Genomic DNA, 22473 nt, shown 5'->3' with positions numbered 1-22473 from the left:
AGCAAACGAAAGCAGCTATTAGCCACTGCAGCCCCGGCAAGCACTGCCATCGACAGCTCACATCGAACGAGACGGGATCATCATTCCGAACCGGAAGGATCGACCAATATGCGAACGCGGCCGTCGGCATCCTCGACTTCACGATAACGGCTCAACTCCGCCTTGAGGTCGGGATCCGAATTGGCCCAGGCCAGCCAATCGAACGGCATTGAGCTCAGCAGATAGGTATCCACGAGAATCACATTCGGACGACCGGCTCGCAGGTCCGCCAACAGCAGCCGCCGCTCGAAATTGATGATGCCGTCCAGTTTCGCTCGCTCCCCCTCAGGCAGTTGCGAGCTCTTCTGTTGGAGCATCGAGCCGGCCGCCAACGCCTGCCCGCACGTGTTGCCCGCCCAGCTCGCATTGATCTGGCGGACGAGCGGATGCCCGAGAGCGACGTGATCGCCAATCGTGATCAGCCGCGGATGCTTTGCGAGGGCCAGGATACGCCCCTCCAGTGGCGGGAACGGCCGCACCTGAAGCGACAAGCGGGAGCCGATGCACACAATCGCAGCAAGGGCGCAGATCATGACAGGCAGCCGCAACGTCTTCGTGCGAGCCTGCAGCAATGGCGCGGCACTCGCAAACATGCAAAGCGCAAATGCCGTGTAGGTCCAGCCCTTGCCCTGGATGATGAAACTCGCCGCTCCGCCAAACGCTGCGGCCAGCCACGGCGTTGCGCCGCCTTCCCATTTGAAGTCCTGCGGAGCCAACAGGCGCACGGGGCCGACGGAAGCGACCAGCATAACGGCCGGGAAAAAGAGCAGATCGCCGAAATCCATCCTCAATGGCACATAAGCGGCAGTGACCATCGGGGCAAAGGTCAACAGATAAGCCGGAAAGAAGATGGCGAGCACCGCTGCGTAGCCGATGACGACAGCAGCGGCCGCACACGCTTCGGGGGTGAACAAGGGTCTGATCGAGCGTTGACGGAGGACGCAGAGGATGATCGGCAGGCCGACCACGAGGGTAAGGTAGGGCTTCAGGCTCATGCCCAACCCGGCACCCAGTCCCGCCAGGATCGCAACCGGTCCGGGCGCAAGCCCGCGCCAGCGGATCGCAGCCATGGCGACGAAAGGCGTCATCGCAATGACGGCGATATGTTCACGCTGTCCGAATACGGCGCTGGGAAAAATTGCGAACAGGAATGCGAGCACGCACGCCGTAATGCTCCTCTCGTCGGCTTCCAGCTTTGCCGCCGCAGCGGCGCGATCGATGATGACGAGCGCGGCAACGATCTCGATCATCACCAGGATGATCACGATGATCTCGGGGGCAATGCCGGTGATGCGCGCAAGCTGCAACGCCGGCATATACAAATAGACCGACAGCGGCGGATTCAGCTCGAAGACGTCGACGCCGAGCTTTCCGCCATCGAGAACTTTCTCGCCTTCGGTCAGCAGGCAGCTCAAATCCGCGTTGAGAACGACAGGCATTTGAACGAGCAGGGCCATCAACAGGATCGCCGACACGATGATCCAGCGGTAGCTCATGCTAAACTTGCTTCCTGACATGGCCAGGGACGTGACCGCCTCTTTTGACGCCGGCAAAGGCCCTCTCCTCGAACGGAAGCGGTCTATTCTCTCTCACCCGTGCGCGAACCTGCCGCAGCGCGCACTCAGCGCCACTTTCAATCGAGAGTCGTTACTATTGTGCTACAATGATCTGAAACAATGCCGCAACGGCCTGAAACAGTGCCGTTTCATGGTTAAATGTCAGGTCGAAAGGCGAGACGCCGGGGGGGCGCACGGCATCCTGCGCGCCGTTATGAGCGTTCATCCCACATCAAGATGCACGCGCCCCTGGAGAGGGTCAGGCGCTACCCCATCACTCCGCCGCGCTTGATCAGCTCCTTGCCGACTGCGGCAAGGTGCACCTGGTCGGGGCCGTCGCCGATGCGGATGAAGCGGGCGTAGACGTAGGCGCGGGCGAGGAAGGTGTCCTGCGAGACGCCGGCGGCGCCGTGGATCTGGATGGCGCGGTCGATGACGCGGGCGGCCATGCTGGGCACCACGATCTTGGCGGCGGCGATCAGATCGCGCGCTGACTTGTTGCCTTCGCGGTCCATCTTGTCGGCAGCTTGCAAGGTGAGCAGCCGCGCCTGCGCGATTTCGCAGAAGGAGTGCGCAATGTCCTCGCGCACCGAGCCCTGGTCTGCGAGCGGCTTGCCGAAGGCCGTGCGCGACACCGATCGCTGGCACATCAATTCCAGCGCGCGCTGGGCGCAGCCGATCAAGCGCATGCAATGGTGGATGCGGCCGGGGCCGAGCCGGCCCTGCGCGATCTCGAAGCCGCGGCCCTCGCCGAGCAGGATGTTCTCGGCCGGTACACGGACATTCTCGTAGACGATTTCGGGATGGCCGACCGGCGCGTCGTCGTAGCCGTAGGTCAGCATGTCGCGGACGATGCGCACGCCGGGCGCCGCCTTCGGCACCAGGATCATGGATTGCTGGCGATGGCGATCGGGATCATCGGGCGCGGTCTTGCCCATCACGATCAGGATCTCGCAATCCTCGTTCATCGCGCCTGACGTGAACCATTTGCGGCCGTTGATGACGTAGTCGCTGCCGTCGCGCCTGATCTCGCACTGGATGTTGGTGGCGTCGCTGGAGGCGACCTGCGGCTCCGTCATCGAGAAGCCGGAGCGGATGCGCCCGTCCAACAGCGGCTTCAGCCAGCGCTCCTGCTGCGCCGGCGTGCCGTAATTTGCCAGCACCTCCATGTTGCCGACATCAGGCGCCGAGCAGTTGAAGACCTCCGGCGCCCAGAGGATGCGGCCCATGATCTCTTTCACGGGGCGTATTCGAGATTGGTCAGGCCTGGACCGTGCTCGCCGGAGAGGAACAGGTTCCAAAGCCCCTGCTCGCGCGCCAACCGCTTCAAGTCCTGCAGCACCTGCGGCGTCTTGTAACGCGCGGCTTCCGGCTTCACCTGCTCGTAATAGAGCTCCTCGACCGGCTCGACTTGCGTCCGCATGAACTGGCGAACGCGCTCCTGCAGCTCCAGCGAACGGGCAGAGTGTTGAAAGTCCATGGTGGTCTCCTCTTCCCTTCCCCCCTTGTGGGAGAAGGTGGCGCGAAGCGCCGGATGAGGGGTTGCATCCGCGAGTTCAAATGTAGAGACGACTCGCGGAGAGAGACCCCTCACCCGGCTTCGCTTTCGCGAAGCCACCCTCTCCCACAAGGGGAGAGGGTGCACTGTCTCTGCGGCCGCTCGCGCAGTCCCCTCACGTCCCGCGCAAGAGCTCGCTCGCCACGATCCAGTCGTTGCCGTCGAACTGGAGCATGTAGCCGTCCTTGATCGGGCGGAAATCCTGCGGTGTGGTGTTTAGCGTGATGCCGGGCAACAGAAGTGACAGCGGCACGTTCTTGAGGTTCGCCGCCTGCGCCATGATGTTCTCGCGCGTCAGGTTGTCCTTGCACTGCTTGAGCAGGACAACCAATGCCTCGGCGACGGTGTAGCCGTAGAGGCCGGCGACGTTGTTGATGTCGGCATTGGGCAGGCGCTTCTTCATGAAGTCAATATAGGCCGTCATCGACGGGTCGTCCTTCGGCTGCTCGACAAACGGCTTGAGCGAGCCGAGCGACAGCACGCCCTTGCCGGCATCGAGACCCGCAGGGACCATGACGGTCGCCTTGTTGGCGCAGCCGGAGGCGAGGAAGCGCGTCGGCTGCCAGCCGACCTCATGGGCCTTGCGGATCGCCTGCGCGCAGGCGCGCGGCGTCACCGAATAGATCATGAAGACGTCGGCCTTGGTGTTGGCCAGCGTCAGCACCTGGGAATCGACGGTAGGATCGGTGACCTCGAAGCTCGAGGCCATCGCGAGCGCCTTGTCGGCGTCGGCACCAAGCGCTTCCTTGACACCGCGAAAATATTCCTTGCCGGCGTCATCGTTCTGATAGAGCACCGCGAAACGCGCGTTCGGGTTCTTGGCGCGGGCGTAAGCGACGTCGATCGCGGCCTCGCTGGTGTAGTTCGGCGCCCAGGGCAGCGCCATCGACCACGGCATGTTGGCGGGATCGTTCCACTTCGAGGCCGAGCTGATCAGGAACAGCTGCGGCACCTTGTTGCTGTTGAGGTATTTTGCGATCGCCGAGCTCGGCGCCGTGCCCATGGTCGCGAAGATGAAGGCGACGCCGTCGCCCTCGACCAAGCGTCGCGCGGCTTCCATGGTCTTCGGCGGCGAGAAGGCGTCGTCGAGCGACAACAGATTGAGCTTGCGGCCGTTGACGCCGCCCTTCTCGTTGACCTCATCGAAATAGGCGGAGATCACCCTGCCGGTGATGCCCAGCGGCGATGCGGGGCCGCTATAGGGCATGGTGTTGCCGATCTTGATCTCGGTGTCACTGACACCAGGACCGTAGGACTTTTGCGCGGAGACGGGCGTGGACAGGCAGGCGGCAGCCAGCGCTGCGGCCAGGACCAAAGCGGCTCTCATGGTTTCTCCCCGGTGATGATCGTCCACGCGAGGCGACCGCGCGGCGTGCTGCTTTTTGCCAGCACGTCAGATCAGCGGAGTTCCGCAACACGGTCTTGCGTCGAGTTGCTGGTTCATTCGACGTCTCGTTTCGAACCTGCGTATGAACGCCGCAGCAGGGCGAACAGGCTGCCGCCGGTCGCGGCTCCAACGAGATAGACAACGAGGGTTTGGAGCGCGAGCGGCAGACTGAGATTCATCTTGAAGAAGGAGATCGTGACCGTGTCGAGATTCTGCACGGCGAAGACGATGGTCGCTACGGCGAAAAACACGATCACGGCGAGATGAAACCAGCGCATGACAATCCCTCAGCGTCGCCCGACGCGCGATGAAATCTGGATGAACCGTCATCGCGCTCTTGGGCGACCACGGTCCTTGTCCGGATCAAACCTTAATGGCGCCGCCGCAGGCTAAAGCCCAGACTGACCCAGCCGGCGCCGGCCATGATCAGGTCGATGCCGAGGAACAGGCCGAGGATATAGACGCTGTTGACCGGCCAGCGCGCCAGGATCAAGAGCCCGAGCAGCAGGGTGATGACCGCAGACAGCGCCACCCACACCCACGGGCTTTCCCTTTTCATGCTGAAGGCGAGAAACAGCCTGACGGCGCCCGAGGCCAGCAGCGACGCGCCGAGGAACAAGGTGAGCAGCACCGCGGCGAACAACGGGTTCTCGAAGGTCAGGAAGCCCGCGACGATATAGAGCACGCCGAGCAAGGCCCAGATCAGGAACTTGCCCCAGCTCTTCATCTGGAACGCGCCGATCACCTCGGTGACCCCGGCGATGATCATCATCACACCAACCACGAGCACGCTCGCCACCGTCGCCATCATCATGCTGCCGAGCGCGATGAAGCCGGTGATGAGATAGACGACGCCGAGGGCGACGATCCAGCCCCACTTGGCGTGCAGCGCAGCAATGCCGGACCCAAGACCCAAGTTTGGAGACGTATCCGAAGCACTTGTCATGACGGCTACTCCTGCATGCGAAGTCCCAAGGCACATCTCAGGATAGCACGAGCCGCGCCGGGACAACAGCCAGTAGAGCAGCCCCCGCGAGAGCCCCCATTGACTTAAGTCAAGAGCGGACGGGGCGCCTCACGCGCGCGAGCGCTCCATGTCGAGCTCGGCCTTGAGACTATCGAGATCGCGATAGATCGAAGCAACCGCCAGCACGCGCCCGCCCTTGCGATACTTCAGCAGGCAGTCCCTGCCGTCGATGCTGCCGTCGATCGCGATGTCGTCGAAGCTCTCGGCATGGCCGACATAGTTGATCGGAACATCGTAGTGCTGCGACCAGAAGAACGGCACGGCGTCGAAACGTTCGCGCCTGCCGAGCATGTTGCGCGCCGCGGCCTGGCCCTGCCGCTCCGCCACCACCCAGTGCTCGACGCGGATGTTCTGGCCCGAATGCGGATCGGGCCAGCGCGCGATGTCGCCGGCGGCGAAGATGCCTGATGCGCTGGTCTCGAGATACTCGTTCACGCTGACGCCACGATCGATGGCGAGCCCCGCCTGCTCGGCGAGCACAAGGCGCGGCTTGACGCCGATCCCGACCACGACCAGATCGGCCTCGATCACGCCGCCGCTTTTCAGCGTGGCGCGTTTGCCGTCGAGCTTTTCGACGGTGTCCTCGAGGTGAAAGTGGACGCCGTTGTCTTCATGCAGCGAGCGGACGAAATCGCCCATCTCGGGGCCGAGCACGCGCTGCATCGGCCGCTGCTCGGGCGCAACCACATGCACCTCCAGCTTGCGCGCCCGCAAGGAGGCCGCGACTTCGAGGCCAATGAAGCTGGCGCCGATCACCAGCGCGCGCTTCGCGCTGCCCGTCGCCTTGATGATGGCGCGGCTGTCGGCGACGGTGCGCAAGGTGTGCACGTGCGGCTGGTCCGCGCCCGGAATCTGCAATTTGACCGGTTCGGCGCCGGTCGCGAGCAGCAGCCTGTCGAACGGCAGCTTGTCGCCATTGCCGAGCGTGATGATGCGCGCCTTCGGATCGATCGCTGCAACGTTGATGTTGAGCCTGAGATCGATGCCTGCGTCCTGATAATAGTCCTCGCCCCGCAGCGGCAGCCAATCCTCGGGTGCACTGCCGGTGAGGTAATCCTTGGAGAGGTTCGGCCGGTCGACCGGCATCGCGCCGTCGTCGCTGAGCATGGTGATGGCGCCGGCAAAGCCCTCGCGCCGAAGCGTCTCGGCGGCCGCAAAGCCGGCCGCACCACCGCCGACGATGACGAATTTTTCCGGCGTCGGCGCGCTGCGATGTGACGCTGCAGGCTGCGGCATCTCGCGCTTGCGCTGAACGGAGATCCTGTCCTGGTCGCGCGTGACCTCCCAGACCGCCAGCGCGTTCAGCGCGGGCGGGCGGGTGGCCTCGCCGGTGCGCAAGGAGAAGCAGGCGTGATGCCAGGGGCAGCGGATCGTGTCGCCGACGACCAGCCCTTCGGCGAGCGGGCCGTGGTAGTGGCTGCAGGACGGCTCGATCGCGAAGACCTCGCTGCCGGCTTGCACCAGCAAGACGTCTTCCTCGCCGACATGGCCGAGCAGCTTGCCGTCCTCGAACGCGGTCAGCAACACGCCCTTGGTGAGGTCCGGCCCGCTCGGCGTCTTGTGCTCGGTCATGGTGTCGTCTCCTTCAGCTCGGCCCGCGCGGATCACGCGTCCGAATTGGCCAGCCCCAACAGCTCCTGACGTGTCAGCGCGTTGTCACGGAACACACCCAGCATGCGGCTGGTGACGAGATCGGTTCCAGGTTTGTGCGCGCCACGCGTGGTCATGCAATGATGCGTCGCCTTGATGATGACGCCGACGCCTTCCGGCTTCAACACATCGTTGATCGTATTGGCGATCTGCGCGGTCATCTTCTCCTGGATCTGGAGGCGTTTCGCGTAGATGTCCACCACACGCGCGAGCTTGCTGATGCCGACGACGCGGCCCCGCGGGATATAGGCCACCCAGGCGCGGCCCACGATCGGCGCCATATGGTGCTCGCAATGGCTTTCGAAGCGAACGCCGCGCAGGACGATCATCTCGTCATAGCCTTCGATCTCCTCAAAGGTCTTTTGCAGGATTTCGGTCGGATCCTGCGCATAGCCGGAAAAATACTCTGCGAAGGCGCGCGCAACCCGGTCCGGCGTGTCGTGCAGACCGTCGCGCGCGGGATCGTCGCCCGCCCAGCGGATCATGGTCCGGACCGCCTGCTCGACCTCGGCCCTGCCAGGCCGTTCGCCCGGCAGCTGCGCAACCGCGACGCCCTCCAACCTGCGCGCATGTGAATTCATCAATAGCCTCCCTGCAATGAGCCGCGCACATCTGGCGGTCCCTCAGCTTGGACGGCTGCAATCGGAAAAGGTTCCCGAAGTCGCGAAAAATCGGGCGCCCCGGGCGGCAGGGCGGGAAAGCCGGGCTTTACGAGGCTGCTTTCCGCACGTCGAGCACGGCTTGCGCCCATTCGGCGGGCCGCTCCTGCGGCAGGTTGTGGCCGGCTCCAGTGAAGACACGCCGTTCGAAGAAGGCTTCGAACCTGGGCGCATGATGGGCGGTGCCGGGATTGACGCCATCGCTGTCGCCGTCGACCGCGATCGTCGGGACACGGATCGGCGGCTGCGCGGCGAGCTTGGCCTCGATCGCGGCATAGGCGGGATCGCCTTCGACCAGCCCATAGCGGTGACGGTAGGAATGGATCACGACATCGACGAAATCAGGATTGTCGAACGACATCGCACTTGTCTCGAACGTCGCATCGTCGAAGGCCCATTTCGGCGACCACATCGCCCAGAGCTGGCGCGCAAAGCCGCGCCGGTTGCGCTCCAGCGCGCGACGGCCGCGCTCGTTGTGGAAGAGATATTGATACCAGAGCGCCGCCTCCTCCGCTGGCGAAGCCGGCTCCATCGCACGCGCGATGTTCTGGATGTTGTAGGAATTGCCGGAGACGAGGGCGATCACGCGCTCGGGATGCAGCACCGAGACCACGCAGGCCGCGCGCCCGCCCCAATCGTAACCGCCGACGACCGCGCGTTCGATGCGAAGCGCATCCATGAAAGCCAGCAGATCGGCGCCGAGCGCCGCCTGCTCGCCGGAGCGCAGCGTCGCGGCGGACCGGAACCGCGTCGGCCCGTAGCCGCGCAGCCACGGCACAAGCACCCGCGCACCCGCTTCCGCGATCAGAGGCGCGGTCTCGGCATAGGCGTTCACATCGTAGGGAAAGCCGTGGCCCATGATGCAGGGCCAGCCATCCGGCGCGCCGTATTCGAGATAGGCGATGTCGAGGATATCCGTGGTGATGGTTTTTTGTTGCATGATTTGCTCACGGAGTTGAGAGGGGTAGCCTGGATGGAGCGCAGCGCAATCCGGGATCGCGGATGCAGGCGTCCCCGCATTCCGCTTCGCTCCATGCGGGCTACGGGGGCTATTTCTGCGGGCCTGACAGCGAGATCTCGCGTTCGGCGCGGAACACGTTGCTGTAGAGGTTGGCAATCCACTGCCGGCCGATCTCGGTCTTGTTGAGGTAGCTGATCTCGGTCTGGATGTGCGGTGCGACGCTGTTCCAGTAGAATTGTGGATAGCGGTTCACGATGTCGGCGGGCGAGTCGTAGCCGAGCTGGCGATTGATGCCGACCTCTTCGAATTCGTAATAGAGCGCGTTGGCCTTGCGCAGATAGTTGGGATCGCCGAGCTGGCCGATGAAATCGGCGGCACGCAGGATCGAGGCTTCATCGTCGTACTCCTGGCCTTCGCGGGCCGGGAAGCGGGTGCCCTCGATGGCGCTGGCGATGCGTTCCGGGTCCAGCCCCGGGATATGCTGCAGCCGCCGCATGACATAGAGCTTCGACCGGTCGACATGATACATCATCAGGCTGGCATCCGAGGCGCCGCGCGGCAATGAAACCTTGGTGCCCGCCGCGTCGATCACGAAGCCGTCATTGTCATCCTCCTCGAACAGGCCCCGGACATAGCCGATGTCGTGGGCGAGGCACGCGATCAGGATGTGGACGTAATCCGCGGCCTCGAGGTGGGTATGGAGATATCGGCCGCTGAGGATGGAATGGCCCGCCAGCGTCACCAGCATCGTGTGCTCGACATTGTGGTAGAGCGCGTCGCTGTTGCCAATGCACTCCATCGCGGTGCGCGTCGCGCTCTCGACGATGTTCGCGGGAGACTCGCCGTACCTGCGACGCATGAACGAGCCCAGCACTTTCTCCAGGGATTCAGCCGCCAGTCTCGGTAACGTCATCATGGATGCAGCCCCGCTCGTCGGTGGTGTCCCACGCCAGCTCCCGACGTCTCATTTCGTGTCTTCGACGCAACGGCCAGCATAGCCCATCTTGGGCCAAGTGACCAAACGCCGGGACGAATTTACGGAAATATGTTGCTGTTGTGCCCTGCGACATCACGGTTGCAGTCGGGGCGCGACACAGCCTGGCCGGGCCCGGCGAGACCGCTTTTATTCCACCATCAGCACGTCCACGGCGACGCCGAGCTTCTGCTTCGGCGAGCCGACGATGATGCCGTCGACCGGCGAGACGTCGGAAAAGTCGCGGCCGACCGCGAGCACGATGTGATCGTTGGCGACCAGCAAATCATTGGTCGGATCGAAATCGACCCAGCCAAGCTCAGCCCCACACCACAGCGACACCCAGGCATGGGTGGCATCGGCGCCCTGCAAACGCGGCTGGCCCGGCGGCGGAATGGTACGGAGATAGCCGCTGACATAGGCTGCCGGAAGGCCGAGCCCGCGCAGCCCTGCGATCATCACATGGGCAAAGTCCTGACAAACGCCGTGGCGCTTGTCGAAGACCTCGCCAAGCGGCGTCGAGATCACCGTCGCCTTCGGATCGTAGCGGAATTCGGTGCGGATGCGATGCATGAGATCGGTCGCGCCGGCGAGGATCCCTGCGCCGGGCGCAAAGCTCGTGGCCGCATAGGCGCTGACGGGGTGCAGCACCGGCACCAGCGGGCTCGCAAAGACATAGCCGACCGGCGAGGACGGCCCGAGGCTCGTTGCTTCAAACGCGATGTCGCGGATGCTCTCCCAAGGCGGGCTGACGGCATCGCGCGCCGGCGATTTGCGCGAGACGGACACGCGCGAGCGCGAGTCGATGCGCAAGTTTCGGTGCGCGGTTTCGATCACGACGCTCTCGGTGAGCGTGCCGAAGAAGTCGCGGCGGACGTGGCGCTCGGACGGGCGTGGCCGGATCTCGACCCTGTGCGAGATCAGTTCCTGACCGTCGCCGCTCTTCGGCTCCAGCCGCAGCGTGCAGCGGGCGAAGCTGACCGGACTCTCGTATTCGTAAGTCGTGACGTGACGGATGTCGTAGATCACGCCAGCCCCGTCAGCTTTTCCGGCCGGCTCGCATTGGGGCCGTGCGGGAAGTAGTGCAGCCCGATCGCCTCGGCGAGGCTGAGCAGGTCCTGCTCCAGCGAGAACAGGGTCTTGACCTCGAGCTTCTCGGCTTCCGCGGTGGCCAGCATGGACTGCACCGCCACCGCGAGCCGCTGCGGCTGCTCGATCAGGCCGTGCTCCTTCAGACTCGGGAGCGAAGCGATGTGCTCGTTCAGCGTCGTCACCTGGAATGCGACCGAACGCGGATTGTAGCTGTCGAGCACGGCGAGATCGCGCACCGGCGCCAGGATCGGCGCCAGCAGATAGCGCGAGCGGTAGGTGATCTGGGAATCCACCAGCGTCAGCAGGATATCGAGGTCCTCGTCGCAGGCCTCGTCATAGGCGAACTGGCGCGCGAAGCGCGTGGTGTTGATGGCGCGCTCGGTGCGGCGGCCGATATCGAGGAAGCGCCAGCCGGCGGCGCGGTTCATGTTCTCCTGCGCCAGTCCCGCAAGGCTCGCAAGCTCCTGCAAGGTCAGCTCGGCCGCGCTCAGCACATCGTCGTCGTCCTCGACCTCGTAGGCGAGGCGATCGGCCATCTCGGTGATGACCTGCCAGGCGTCGGGCGACAGCCGCTCGCGCAAGGATGTCGCCGTGCGCTGCGCCGCGCGCACCAGCGACAGCGCCGAGCCGAAACGCTCCGGGCTCTGCAGCGCTTCGGCGACGATGCGCCCAGGCGCAGTGCGCGAGGCCTGCGAGATCGCGCCCCAGGCCACCAGCAGGCGCTGGATGCGGTCGGCCGATTGCAGCGAGGCCGCGGTGCCCTTGTTGGGCCCGCTCGGCGAGCCCAGCGCGCGCACCAGCCGCAGCGTTGCCTCGGCGCGTTCGAGATAGCGGCCGAGCCAGAACAGATTGTCCGCGGCGCGGCTCGGCAGCACGCCGGCGATGCGGCGAATCCGCACCTTGTCGGTCGCGGGCAGCAGCGTCGCGATCGAGACCTTCTTGTCCGAGACCACCCAGACGTCGGCGGCGCGCGCGCCGTCGCCCATCGACACCGCGCGCGCGTCCGCCTGCTCGGCGATCCGGCAGAAGCCGCCGGGCATGATGGCCCAGCCGTCGGGCGTCGCGGCCGCAAACACGCGCAGCACGAAGGGACGCGGCGTGAGCTGGCCCTGCTCCCACACCGGCATGGTCGAAAGCCGCACCACTTCCTGGCCGACATAGTCCATGCCGCGCGCGCTGATGGCGTCGATGAGGCGCTGGCGCCCGGCGGCGTCGAGCTCGCTCGCGAGCACCGGGCCATTGCTGTCGAAGCCGGGAACGCCGCGCCGATAGGCGCCCTCGATCGCGACCTCGTCGAGCCGTGACAACACCTCGTCGCGCGCGATGCGCTGGCCGCACCACCAGGTCGCGATATGCGGCATCTTGAGTTCTTGCCCGAGCAGGCGGCGGCTCAGGGCCGGCAGGAAGCCGAGCAGCGCGCGCGCCTCCAGCACGCCCGAGCCCGGCATGTTGGCGACGACGACGCCGTCCTTGCGCAGCACGTCGATCAGGCCGGCCACGCCGAGATGCGAGGACGCATCGAGCTCGAGCGGATCGAGCGAGTTGGAATCGACGCGGCGCAAGAGCACGTCGAGCCGCTTGAGGCCGGCGACGGTGCGGATGTGGATGCGGTTGTCGCTGACGGCGAGATCGTCACCCTCGACCAGCAGGAAACCGAGATAGCGCGCCAGGGTCGCGTGCTCGAAATAGGTCTCGCTGAAGCTGCCCGGCGTGAGCACGCCGATGCGCGGCTCGTCGCGATCGGCGCGCGCGCGCAGGCTGTCGCGAAACGCCTCGAAGAACGGCGCGACGCGCGGCACGTTCATCGACTTGTAGAGGTCGGAGAAGGCACGCGAGAGCACCAGGCGGTTCTCCAGCGCATAGCCCGCCCCCGACGGCGCCTGCGTGCGGTCGCCCAGCACCCACCAACGCCCGTCGGGCCCGCGGCCGACATCGGCCGCATAGAGCGAGAGATAGCGCCCGCCCGGCGGCGGCACGCCGCAGACGGGGCGGAGATATTCGGGACTACCGGCGATCGCGGCCGCCGGCAGCGCGCCTTCCGCGACCAGCCGCCCCTCGCCATAGATGTCGCGCAGCACGAGCTCGAGCAGTTCGGCGCGCTGGGTGATGCCGGCGGACAGCTGCTTCCAGTCGGCCTCGTCGATCAGCAGCGGCAGATGGCTGATCGACCACGGCCGGTCGGCGCTGTCGCCGGGCGCGCGGTAGGTGACGCCGGCCTCGCGCAAATGGCGGTCGGCCATGCCAAACCGCCGTTCGATCTCGTCCGGCGCGAGCGCGCCGAAGGCGTCGAAGAAGCGGCTCCAGACCGCGCGGGGGGCGCCGTCGGGCCCCAGGAACTCGTCGGGGATGCCGGGCAGACGGCTATAGTCGCGGACCCATTGCGCGAGGCGGCGCTGACCTTCGCGCTGACCTCGCGCCTTACCCGTCTTGTCGTCCTGCTCGGCTGCGCCCTCGCCCATGCGCCTCTCCCTGCCCCACCATCATTCTCATTGCAGGAGCGGGGTCCGCAAGTCGAGGGTCAGCGGAAACTCATTTGTGCGTTCCTCGGGCGGGGGCTGCATCGGACCCGGCGTATGGCCGTGGTCCTGGAAGCGCGCCAGCCGCCGCGCCTCGGCCTCGTAGGTGTTGACGGGCTTGGTGTCGTAGCTGCGGCCGCCGGGATGGGCGACGTGATAGACACAGCCGCCCAGCGAGCGGCCGTTCCAGGTGTCGATCAGGTCGAAGGTCAGTGGCGCATGAACGGGGATGGTCGGGTGCAGGCCGGAGGCCGGCTGCCAAGCCTTGAAGCGGACGCCGGCCACGGCCTCGCCCGAGCGGCCGGTCGAGGTCATCGGCAGGCGGCGGCCGTTGCAGGTCACGATGTGGCGGCCCTCGACAAACCCCTCAGCTTTCACCTGAAGCCGTTCGACCGAGCTGTCAACATAACGCACCGTGCCGCCGGCCGAGCCCTCCTCGCCGAGCACATGCCAAGGCTCCAGCGCCTGCCGCAGCTCCAGCGTCACGCCGCCATGATGGATGCGGCCGAAGGCGGGGAAGCGGAATTCGAGCTGGGCCAGATACCATTCCGGCTCAAAGGGATAACCGGACTGCTTCAACTCAGAAAGCACATCAAGAAAATCCTCCCAGATGAAGTGAGGCAGCATGTAGCGGTCGTGCAGCGCGGTGCCCCAGCGCACGAATTTGCCGGTCTGCGGCTCGCGCCAGAATTTTGCGATCAGCGCGCGGATCAGGAGTTGCTGCGCCAGTGACATGCGCGGGTCGGGCGGCATTTCGAGCGCGCGGAATTCGACGAGGCCGAGCCGGCCCGTGGTGCCATCGGGCGAATAGAGCTTGTCGATGCAGATCTCGGCGCGATGGGTGTTGCCGGTGATGTCGACGAGCAGATGCCGGAACAGCCGGTCCACCAGCCACAGCGGCGTCTGGTAGCCCGGCGGCGGCACGTGCGAGAGCGCAATCTCGAGCTCGTAGATGCTGTCATGACGCGCCTCGTCGATACGCGGCGCCTGGCTGGTCGGGCCGATGAACAGGCCCGAGAAGAAATAGGACAGCGACGGATGCCGCTGCCAGTGCAGCACGAGGCTCTTCAACAGATCGGGACGGCGCAGGAACGGCGAGTCCTGTGGCGAGGAGCCGCCGACGACGACGTGGTTGCCGCCGCCGGTGCCGGTGTGGCGGCCGTCGACCAGGAAGCGGTTGGCCCCGAGGCGCACCTTGCCGGCGTCCTCATAGAGACCGGAGGTGATGTCGACCGCATCGCGCCAGCTCCTGGCCGGCTGGATGTTGATCTCGATGACGCCGGGATCCGGCGTCACCTTGATGACCTCGACGCGCGGATCGAACGGCGGCGGGTAGCCCTCGACATGGACCTGGAGCTGCATCTCCTCGGCGGTGGCTTCGAGGGCCGCGACCAGCTCGAGATAATCCTCGATGCGCTCGACCGGCGGCATGAAGGCGCAGAGCACGCCGTCGCGAACTTCGACCGACATTGCGGTGCGGACCGGGACCGACATGTTGAGTTTCTCGGGCGCGGCCCGCGGCGGCGCTTCCGGACGCGCCGGAAGGCTGAACACCGGCAGCTTGCCGCGCGGCTCCATCGGGTCGCGTTCGACGATGTAGGGATATTGATCGGGTGGAACGTAGCCGAGCGAACCGATCGGCAGGCGCAGACCGAGCGGGGAATCGCCCGGCATCAGGAACAGATGATTGCGCCGGAGTTGCCAACGCTCGCTGCGCCAGCGCGGCGGCGCGTTCCAGCGCTGCACCGGCAGCACGAATCCGCGCGGGGTGTTGAGGCCCTGCTCGAACACTCGCGCGATCCGCACACGTGCCTCCGGATCGGACAATTTGGAGTCGGACGGATCGACATTGACGGGAAGCTCAGCTTCCTTCTGAAGCCAGAGCGCGGTGTCCTCGTAGGCCGGCATGATGTAGCCAGGATCGAGCCCGAGCCGCAGCGCCGTACCTTCCATGAAGGTCTCGGCGTCCTTCACCTGCGCGGGCCGCGGATTTTCGATTTTGGCGATGAGGTCGGCGTTCTTCCAGATCGGTACGCCGTCCTTGCGCCAATAGAGCCCAAAGGCCCAGCGCGGCAGGCTCTCGCCCGGATACCATTTGCCCTGGCCGTAATGCAGCAAGCCGCCCGTCCCGAAACGCGTGCGAAGGCGGCGGATCAGATCGTCGGCCAATGCGCGCTTGGTCGGGCCGACGGCCTCGGTGTTCCACTCCGCCGCTTCGAGATCATCGACGGAGACGAAGGTCGGCTCGCCGCCCATGGTGAGACGCACGTCCTGGCTTGCGAGATCGCCATCGACCTGCTCGCCGAGATCGTTGAGCCGCGTCCAGGATTCGTCGGAAAACGGCTTTGTGATGCGCGGCGCCTCGCGGATGCGCTTCACGCTCATGTCGAAGGCGAACTCGACTTCGGCAAAGCCGGCGCCGCCGGAGATCGGCGCCGCCGAGCGATAATGCGGCGTGGCCGCAACCGGGATGTGCCCCTCGCCCGCGAGCATGCCGGACGTCGCGTCAAATCCGATCCAGCCCGCGCCCGGCAGATAGACCTCGGCCCAGGCGTGCAGATCGGTGAAATCGTTTTCCACCTCGGGCGGTCCCTCGATCGGATCGATGTCGGGACGGATCTGGATCAGGTAGCCGGAGACGAAGCGCGCCGCGAGGCCGAGATGACGCAGGGTCTGGATCAGGAGCCAGGCAGAGTCGCGGCACGAGCCGGCCCCGGAGGAGAGCGTTTCCTCTGGCGTCTGCACGCCGGGCTCCATGCGGATGATGTAACGGACGTGCTTCTGAAGCTCGCGATTGAGATCGACCAGGAAGTTGACGGTGTTCGGGGCTTCCTGCGGGATCGAGTCGAGATACTTCGCGAAATGGCGATCGGGCTTGATGGTCTCGAGATAAGGCGCGAGTTCCGTCTTGAGATCCTTGGTGTATTCGAACGGAAAGCTGTCGGCATAGGGCTCGACGAAGAAGTCGAACGGGTTGACCACGGTCATCTGCGCCGTGAAATCGACCTCGAATTTCAGCTCGGTCGCCTTCTCCGGAAAGACGTAGCGCGCCAGCCAGTTGCCTTGCGGATCCTGCTGCCAGTTCACGAAATGATTGGCGGGAGTGACCTTGAGCGAATAGCTCAGGACCGGCGTGCGCGTATGCGGCGCCGGCCGCAGCCGGATGGTCTGCGGGCCAAGATCGATCGGGCGGTCGTATTTGTAGTGCGTGACGTGGTGTAATGCGACGTAGATCGACACGGGGTGCGGTGCTCCAGCAGCTTTTTTGAGCAGAACACCGGTTCCGGGTGGGATCAAGCACTAACAACGGGCACGGGTTGCCTACGCCGCGGGCTGATCTGCGAGTTACACTTGCCGAAGTGATCTACCTATGATCGAATGAACCATTGCCTGCACAAGCCGCGCCCGACGCGCCGCTTTGCGCATGATGGACTCTCCCGTTCGTAATGGTTGCCGCGCAACGTCTCGACGCGTGGCGCGGCCTGAAAGAGGAGATGTGTCCGATGAGCTTTCTGGTCAGATTCCCGCGGGCTTCCTATCGCGCCGACGCGCTCGATGGTTTCACTGTCACTCCAGGTTTCACACCGGGAAACGCGCAAGCCATGATGTGGTTGTCGCAGCTCGCCTACGAGACCGACGACCGCGACAAGGTAGACAATATCCTGACGGCACTGGGGCTAGAGATGCGCGGCTTCGGTGCCGACACTCCCGCTACAGGTTTGGTACCGCCAAAAGCCCGCTTCATTGTCGCCGTCGGACGCGGCGCGACTTTCGTCACACTCTCCGGCACCGATCCGCTCAGTATCAAGGATTGGATCACCGACTTCACCCTCGCACCAAGTCAAAATGTTCTTCACAAGGGATTTGCCGAAGCCGTCGATGCAGTCCGATCAGACATCGAAGTCGCGATCAGGAGTGGCGGCGCCGGACAGCCGCTCTTCTTTACTGGACACAGCATGGGCGGCGCCTTGGCAAATATCTCAGCACTGCGGGCGTTGGATGCTGGCCTGCGGGCAACCGCCATTTACACGTTTGGCGGGCCGCGAACCGGCGGTCAGGATTTCTTTGAAGCCTACGAGCCTCTCAGCGAAAGCACGTTCCGGCTCGTCAACGGTAACGACATCGTCCCGGCCGTTCCACCCAGCCTGCGAGGCAACTTCCGCCACGTCGGCCGAATGCTGCGTTGCGCGTCTGGCTCGACCTTCGCAGGTCAGGTGCCGGCGTCGAAAGAGGGAAACGACCCCAACTTCAACCTAGTCGGGCTTGGTACCCTTCTTACCGGAGGCAATTTCCACCTGAAGATCCCAAGCATCGAGGAACTCCGCAACATCGACCCGCGGACGCTCGACCAATCCGACGTACTGCCCGGCTTCGTGCGCGACCATGTTCCGGCAAGCTACTTCCGGGCGTTGTCGGTCACCATTCCGTAACTGCCGCGTAGCCTCACATCGTCGCCCCTAGCACCCAGGGCGCGAATTCGGCACCGCCGAAATCGAAGCTTTCGCTCTTGGTCGGCTGTCCGGACGCCGTCTTCAGGATGAGCTCGAAGATGCGCTGGCCGCATTGCTCGACGCTCTCCTCGCCTTCGAGGATGGTGCCGCAATTGACGTCCATGTCCTCCTCCATGCGCTTGTACATGGGCGTGTTGGTGGCAAGCTTGATCGAGGGCGCCGGCTTGCAGCCGAACACGCTGCCGCGGCCGGTGGTGAAGCAGACCAGATTGGCACCGCCGGCGACCTGGCCGGTCGCCGCGACCGGATCGTAGCCGGGCGTGTCCATGAAGATGAAACCCTTCTTGGTGATGGGCTCGGCATAGCGCAGCACGTCGACGAGATTGGTGGTGCCGGCCTTGGCCATCGCGCCGAGCGATTTCTCCAAAATGGTGGTGAGGCCGCCGGCCTTGTTGCCGGGGCTCGGATTGGCGTTCATCTCGGCGCCCTCGCGCTCGGTATACGCGTCCCACCAGCGCATGAGATCGACCAGCTTCTCGCCGACCTCGCGGCTGACGGCGCGGCGCGTGAGCAGGTGCTCGGCGCCGTAGGTCTCCGGCGTCTCCGACAGGATCACGGTGCCGCCGTGACGGACGATGAGATCGCTGGCAGCCCCAAGCGCCGGATTGGCGGATACGCCGGAATAGCCGTCCGAGCCGCCGCATTGCAGGGCCACGGTGAGTTCGCTGACGGGCACGGATTCGCGCTTGACCTTGTTGGAGTCCGCGAGAGCTTCACGCACGAAGGCAATACCCGCTTCGACAGTCTTGCGGGTGCCGCCGACCTCCTGGATGTCCATCGCGCGCAGGCGGCCGGCGAGCTTCTGCTCCTCCATCAGGCCGCCGATCTGGTTCACCTCGCAGCCCAGCCCAAGCACGATGACGTGGGAGAAATTGACGTGACGCGCATAGCCGCCGAGCGTGCGGCGGAGCAGCGCCAAGGGCTCGTTCTGCGTCATGCCGCAGCCGGTCTTGTGGGTCAGCGCGACCACGCCGTCGACATTGGGGAAGTCGGCGAGCGGATTGTCGCCGGTGAACGGATTCTTCTTGAAGACGTCGGCGACGAGGCTTGCGACATGCGCGCTGCAATTCACCGAGGTGAGGATGCCGATATAGTTGCGCGTGGCGACGCGGCCATCCGGGCGGCGGATGCCCTCGAAGGTTGCCGGCAGATCGAAGTTCGGCGTCGGCTTGACGTCGGCGCAATAGGCATAGTCCTTGGAAAAATCGCCCATGCCGCAGTTCTGCGTATGCACGTGCTGGCCCGGCGCGATCGGCACCGTCGCAAAGCCGATGATCTGTCCGTAGCGCCTGACCGGCTCGCCCACTGCGATCGGCTTGATCGCGACCTTGTGGCCGGAGGGAATGCGCTCGACCGTGGTCACGCCGTCGGCAACCAATGTTCCCGGCGGCAGGCTCGCGCGCGCGATCAGCACGCCATCATCGGGATGGAGGCGAATGACGGGGCTGATGGTCATGGCAGGTCTCCTTCGGAGGCGAATAGCGAGTGGTGAGTGGCGAATGGAAAAAGGGGAGCAGCACTATTCGCTACTCCCCATTCGCCATTCACGATTTTCTTAGTGTCTGTTCCAAAACATGTTGAGTCGAATGAATCGGTTGTGATTCAAGGTGAGCGGCCTGATTCGATGGGGACGCGCCGCCAATGTGGACTACCGAGAACCGTGCACGCTACGACCGCAGCCGCCTGCGCTATCCGAGCGACTTGACCGACGAGGAGTGGGCGCTGATCGCGCCTCGCATCCCGCCGGCCAAGCGCGGCGGCAACAAGCGTACGGTGGACCTGCGCGAGATTGCCAACGGGCTGATGTACATCCTGAGCACAGGTTGCCAGTGGCGCGCGATCCCCAAGGACCTGCCGCCGCGCTCGACGCTGTATGGCTACTTCGATCTGTGGAGCTGGAACGGCACGCTCGATAAAATTCATCACGCCCTCTATGTCGAATGTCGCGAAAGGGCCGAGCGCGAGGCTTCTCCCACCGCCGCCATCATCGATAGCCAGAGCGTGAAAAGCGCTGAAAAAGGGGGCCTCATGATCTCCATGGCTACGACGCGGGCAAGAAGATCAAGGGCAAGAAGCGGCACATTCTCGTCGACACGCAAGGCCTCTTGATGCACGCCATCGTGCATGCGGCGGACATCCAGGATCGCGACGGCGGCGTGCTCCTGATGGCAACGTTGTTCGGCCTCTATCCCTTTCTTCTGAAGCTCTACGCCGACGGCGGATATCAAGGGCCACATTTCCAGAAGGGGCTGCGTAGCGCTCTGAAGCGCGTGAACCTCGAAATCGTCAAACGCTCCGATCAGGCTCACCGTTTCGTCGTCTTGCCCAAACGCTGGATCGTCGAGCGTACCTTTGCCTGGCTCGGGCGATGCCGAAGACTGTCCAAAGATTGGGAATGCTTCAATCACAGGGCGCTCGCCTTTCTCAAGCTGGCCTCCATCCGACTCATGCTGCGAAAGCTATGCAATCCAAGGTAATCTTTCCGGACAGACTCTTAGGCCTTCCCGGCCGAATCCTTGCGGGTCGCGTTGACCTGCATCTTGGCGTAGGTCGTCATCAGGCCGACTTCGTTGGACAACGTCACCAGCTTGAAGCCCATGTTGATCGCACGCGCCGCGCCTTCCGCGCCGCTGCAATGGATGCCCGGGTTGAGGCCGCGCTTGGCGCATTCCCTGATGATCTTGTCGTAGATCGCGAGGATCTCGGGCTCGCTGCGGTCGAGCTTCGGCTCGAGGCCGTAGGAGAAGCCGAGGTCGGACGGGCCGATATAGACGCCGTCGATGCCCTCGACGTCGAGGATCGCTTCCATGTTCTCGACCGCGGTCCTGGTCTCCATCATCGGCAGCAGGATGGTGTCGGCATTCGCGGTCTTCTGGTAGGAGCCCGCGGTGCCGTACATGCCGGCGCGGATCGGGCCGTTGGAGCGGACGCCCTGCGGCGGATACTTGGAATAGGAAACGAGGTTCTTGGCCTCCTGCGCCGTGTTGACCATCGGGCAGATCACGCCATAGGCGGCGCCGTCGAGCACCTTGCCGATGATGCCGGGCTCGTTCCAGGGCACGCGGACCATCGGGGTCACGGGATGCTTGTCCATTGCCTGGAAGCACTGCACCATCGAGAGATAGTCCTGCACGCCGTGCTGCATGTCGACGGTGACGCTGTCGAAGCCGCATTGCGCGATCATCTCGGCCGAGAAGCCGGAGGGAATCGCGAGCCACGCGTTGACCACGGCCTTGCCCGACTTCCAGATTTCCTTGACCTTGTTCGCCACGTTGCCTTCCTTCTTTTGTTGCTTGGACCGTTGTTTGGACCTTCGTCACCATGACGAGCGCCGCGACAGCACGGCTCTGCTGTTACCGCGAACCGGGGCTCCGCGCTACGCTCGCAATGACGCAAGACCTATGCGGTCGCCCGCTGGATGCTGACTTCGCTGACGCCGACCTCGCGGGCGGTGTTCACTATTGCCGCCCAGGTGTCATCCGGCAAGGGGATGCCGTTCTTGGTGCGCTCGGCCCGGGTTTTCCACTCGGGATCGCCGGGAATCAGCACCTGATCGACCCCCGCCATCGGCTTGGTGGCGCGGATGAAGTCCGTATAGCGCGATACCTCTGCGTCGAACACATGGGAGGTATCGACGACCTTCGGATCGATATAGAACGCCAGCATGCCGTTGGCGAAGCGCCGCCCGCCCGAGGTGGATCCGGTTCCGGTCAGCGCGCCGCCGAGCAGCTCGCACATGAACGCAAGGCCCGAGCCCTTGTGATCACCGAAGGCGCGGATCGCGCCGGTGCCCATGGTGTGATCGCGCGGCCCTTCCGGCGTGAAGGGCCCGTAGAGCACGGTCGGGTCCTCGCTCAGGGTCCCGTCGGCATCGACCAGTGCGCCCTTCGGCAGCTTCTTGCCGCCGCGGCTCGCGACCAGCACCTTGCCTTCGGCGACGACCGAGGTGGCGAAATCCAGCACGATCGGATCCTGCCCCTCGCGGGGGATGCCGACGCAGTAAGGCGCGGTGGAGAGCCGCTTCTCGACGCCGCCGAACGGCGCCACCAGCAGCGAGCCGGCGGCATTGACGAAATGCACGGAGACCAACCCTTCGGCGGCGGCCATCTCGGCCCAGTCGCCGACGCCGCCGATATGGCCGGCATTGCGCAGCGCAACAGCGGCAAGGCCCACCTTCTTGCACTTCTCGATGCCGATCCTGACCGCTTGCGGCGTCACGGTCTGGCCGTAGCCGAACTTGCCGTCGACCACCGCGAGCGAGGGCGTGTCGACAACCACCTCTGCGGTCTGGTTCGGGACCACGAAGCCGGTCTTCAGCCAGCGGATGTAGACGGGCACGCGGATCACGCCATGGCTGTCATGGCCAGTGAGATTGGCCGTGGTGAGATAAGTCGCGATCCGCTTGGCCTCCTCCGGCGAGGATTTTGCGTGACCAAATACCTCGCCGACGAAGTCGATGAGGTTCTGGACCTGGATCGTGACCATGGACAAACTCCCCGGTTATTGTTTGGGCATGATCTTCTCGGAAAACCGCTGCACACTTT

At 64.8% G+C, this 22473-nt stretch carries 15 protein-coding genes and 2 pseudogenes; 2 read left to right on the top strand and 15 right to left on the bottom strand.

The features are described 5' to 3' along the window. Positions 1–80: 80 nt before the first annotated feature. The 12 genes and pseudogenes from HAP41_RS17910 to HAP41_RS17855 form a co-directional block, all read right to left on the bottom strand. Positions 81–1535 carry a hypothetical protein gene (locus HAP41_RS17910; protein WP_166098837.1) on the bottom strand — a complete coding sequence of 485 codons (1455 nt, stop codon included), beginning with the start codon at positions 1533–1535 and terminating at the stop codon, positions 81–83. A 326-nt stretch (positions 1536–1861) separates the two neighbouring features. Next, a pseudogene (locus tag HAP41_RS17905) lies at positions 1862–3075 on the bottom strand (acyl-CoA dehydrogenase family protein). A gap of 193 nt (positions 3076–3268) precedes the next feature. After that, a complete protein-coding gene (locus tag HAP41_RS17900) occupies positions 3269–4480 on the bottom strand; it encodes an ABC transporter substrate-binding protein (protein ID WP_166098840.1) in 1212 nt (403 codons plus the stop codon). A 113-nt stretch (positions 4481–4593) separates the two neighbouring features. After that, complete coding sequence (locus HAP41_RS17895; protein WP_166098847.1) at positions 4594–4818, bottom strand: LapA family protein; 225 nt, start codon at positions 4816–4818, stop codon at positions 4594–4596. A gap of 92 nt (positions 4819–4910) precedes the next feature. Continuing rightward, positions 4911–5486: an HdeD family acid-resistance protein gene (locus HAP41_RS17890; protein ID WP_014496836.1), complete on the bottom strand. Its 576-nt coding sequence runs from the start codon at positions 5484–5486 to the stop codon at positions 4911–4913. A 129-nt stretch (positions 5487–5615) separates the two neighbouring features. Beyond that, positions 5616–7139 (bottom strand): FAD-dependent oxidoreductase, encoded by a 1524-nt coding sequence (locus HAP41_RS17885; protein WP_166098852.1) that lies wholly within the window; start codon positions 7137–7139, stop codon positions 5616–5618. Positions 7140–7171: 32 nt separating this feature from the next. Then, positions 7172–7798: a GTP cyclohydrolase I FolE gene (gene folE, locus HAP41_RS17880; RefSeq protein ID WP_166098855.1), complete on the bottom strand. Its 627-nt coding sequence runs from the start codon at positions 7796–7798 to the stop codon at positions 7172–7174. 127 nt (positions 7799–7925) lie between these two features. Further along, positions 7926–8816: an alpha/beta fold hydrolase gene (locus HAP41_RS17875; RefSeq protein WP_166098859.1), complete on the bottom strand. Its 891-nt coding sequence runs from the start codon at positions 8814–8816 to the stop codon at positions 7926–7928. 109 nt (positions 8817–8925) lie between these two features. After that, positions 8926–9753 (bottom strand): metal-dependent phosphohydrolase, encoded by an 828-nt coding sequence (locus tag HAP41_RS17870; RefSeq protein ID WP_166098862.1) that lies wholly within the window; start codon positions 9751–9753, stop codon positions 8926–8928. Positions 9754–9960: 207 nt separating this feature from the next. Beyond that, positions 9961–10839 (bottom strand): transglutaminase family protein, encoded by an 879-nt coding sequence (locus HAP41_RS17865; RefSeq protein ID WP_166098865.1) that lies wholly within the window; start codon positions 10837–10839, stop codon positions 9961–9963. Beyond that, a complete protein-coding gene (locus tag HAP41_RS17860; RefSeq protein WP_166098870.1) occupies positions 10836–13361 on the bottom strand; it encodes a circularly permuted type 2 ATP-grasp protein in 2526 nt (841 codons plus the stop codon). The genes HAP41_RS17865 and HAP41_RS17860 overlap by 4 nt, the downstream gene beginning before the upstream one ends. A gap of 27 nt (positions 13362–13388) precedes the next feature. Further along, positions 13389–16658 (bottom strand): transglutaminase family protein, encoded by a 3270-nt coding sequence (locus HAP41_RS17855; protein ID WP_166098873.1) that lies wholly within the window; start codon positions 16656–16658, stop codon positions 13389–13391. Between the two features lie 263 nt (positions 16659–16921). Here HAP41_RS17855 and HAP41_RS17850 point away from each other — a divergent pair, with 263 nt between their 5' ends. Then, positions 16922–17848 carry a lipase family protein gene (locus HAP41_RS17850; RefSeq protein ID WP_166098875.1) on the top strand — a complete coding sequence of 309 codons (927 nt, stop codon included), beginning with the start codon at positions 16922–16924 and terminating at the stop codon, positions 17846–17848. A 13-nt stretch (positions 17849–17861) separates the two neighbouring features. Here the strand turns inward: HAP41_RS17850 and HAP41_RS17845 are convergent, their stop codons facing one another. Beyond that, entirely contained in the window at positions 17862–19385 is a 1524-nt protein-coding gene (locus HAP41_RS17845; protein ID WP_071915717.1) for a UxaA family hydrolase, read from the bottom strand. 185 nt (positions 19386–19570) lie between these two features. Between HAP41_RS17845 and HAP41_RS17840 the strand changes: the two are divergent. Further along, positions 19571–20406, top strand: a pseudogene (locus HAP41_RS17840) (IS5 family transposase). A gap of 17 nt (positions 20407–20423) precedes the next feature. On the opposite strand, the gene HAP41_RS17835 reads toward HAP41_RS17840, so the two are convergent. Both HAP41_RS17835 and HAP41_RS17830 read right to left on the bottom strand, forming a co-directional pair. Beyond that, a complete protein-coding gene (locus tag HAP41_RS17835; RefSeq protein WP_166098878.1) occupies positions 20424–21200 on the bottom strand; it encodes an HpcH/HpaI aldolase family protein in 777 nt (258 codons plus the stop codon). Between the two features lie 128 nt (positions 21201–21328). Next, positions 21329–22414, bottom strand: a complete 1086-nt coding sequence (locus tag HAP41_RS17830) for a malate/lactate/ureidoglycolate dehydrogenase (RefSeq protein WP_166098882.1) — start codon at positions 22412–22414, stop codon at positions 21329–21331. Between the last annotated feature and the right edge of the window lie 59 nt (positions 22415–22473).

This window comes from Bradyrhizobium barranii subsp. apii, assembly GCF_011516635.5.
Classification (GTDB): Bacteria; Pseudomonadota; Alphaproteobacteria; order Rhizobiales; family Xanthobacteraceae; genus Bradyrhizobium; species Bradyrhizobium barranii.
This window is presented reverse-complemented; position numbering and strand designations above follow the sequence as displayed.

Bases quoted from the DNA above. Each gene is read 5' to 3' on its own strand.
- HAP41_RS17890 (WP_014496836.1), bottom strand. From the start codon at position 5,486: ATGACAAGTGCTTCGGATACGTCTCCAAACTTGGGTCTTGGGTCCGGC.
- HAP41_RS17830 (WP_166098882.1), bottom strand. From the start codon at position 22,414: ATGGTCACGATCCAGGTCCAGAACCTCATCGACTTCGTCGGCGAGGTA.
- HAP41_RS17845 (WP_071915717.1), bottom strand. From the start codon at position 19,385: ATGACCATCAGCCCCGTCATTCGCCTCCATCCCGATGATGGCGTGCTG.
- HAP41_RS17875 (WP_166098859.1), bottom strand. From the start codon at position 8,816: ATGCAACAAAAAACCATCACCACGGATATCCTCGACATCGCCTATCTC.
- HAP41_RS17900 (WP_166098840.1), bottom strand. From the start codon at position 4,480: ATGAGAGCCGCTTTGGTCCTGGCCGCAGCGCTGGCTGCCGCCTGCCTG.
- HAP41_RS17850 (WP_166098875.1), top strand. From the start codon at position 16,922: ATGAGCTTTCTGGTCAGATTCCCGCGGGCTTCCTATCGCGCCGACGCG.
- HAP41_RS17860 (WP_166098870.1), bottom strand. From the start codon at position 13,361: ATGGGCGAGGGCGCAGCCGAGCAGGACGACAAGACGGGTAAGGCGCGA.
- HAP41_RS17885 (WP_166098852.1), bottom strand. From the start codon at position 7,139: ATGACCGAGCACAAGACGCCGAGCGGGCCGGACCTCACCAAGGGCGTG.
- HAP41_RS17895 (WP_166098847.1), bottom strand. From the start codon at position 4,818: ATGCGCTGGTTTCATCTCGCCGTGATCGTGTTTTTCGCCGTAGCGACC.
- HAP41_RS17870 (WP_166098862.1), bottom strand. From the start codon at position 9,753: ATGATGACGTTACCGAGACTGGCGGCTGAATCCCTGGAGAAAGTGCTG.
- HAP41_RS17910 (WP_166098837.1), bottom strand. From the start codon at position 1,535: ATGAGCTACCGCTGGATCATCGTGTCGGCGATCCTGTTGATGGCCCTG.
- folE (WP_166098855.1), bottom strand. From the start codon at position 7,798: ATGAATTCACATGCGCGCAGGTTGGAGGGCGTCGCGGTTGCGCAGCTG.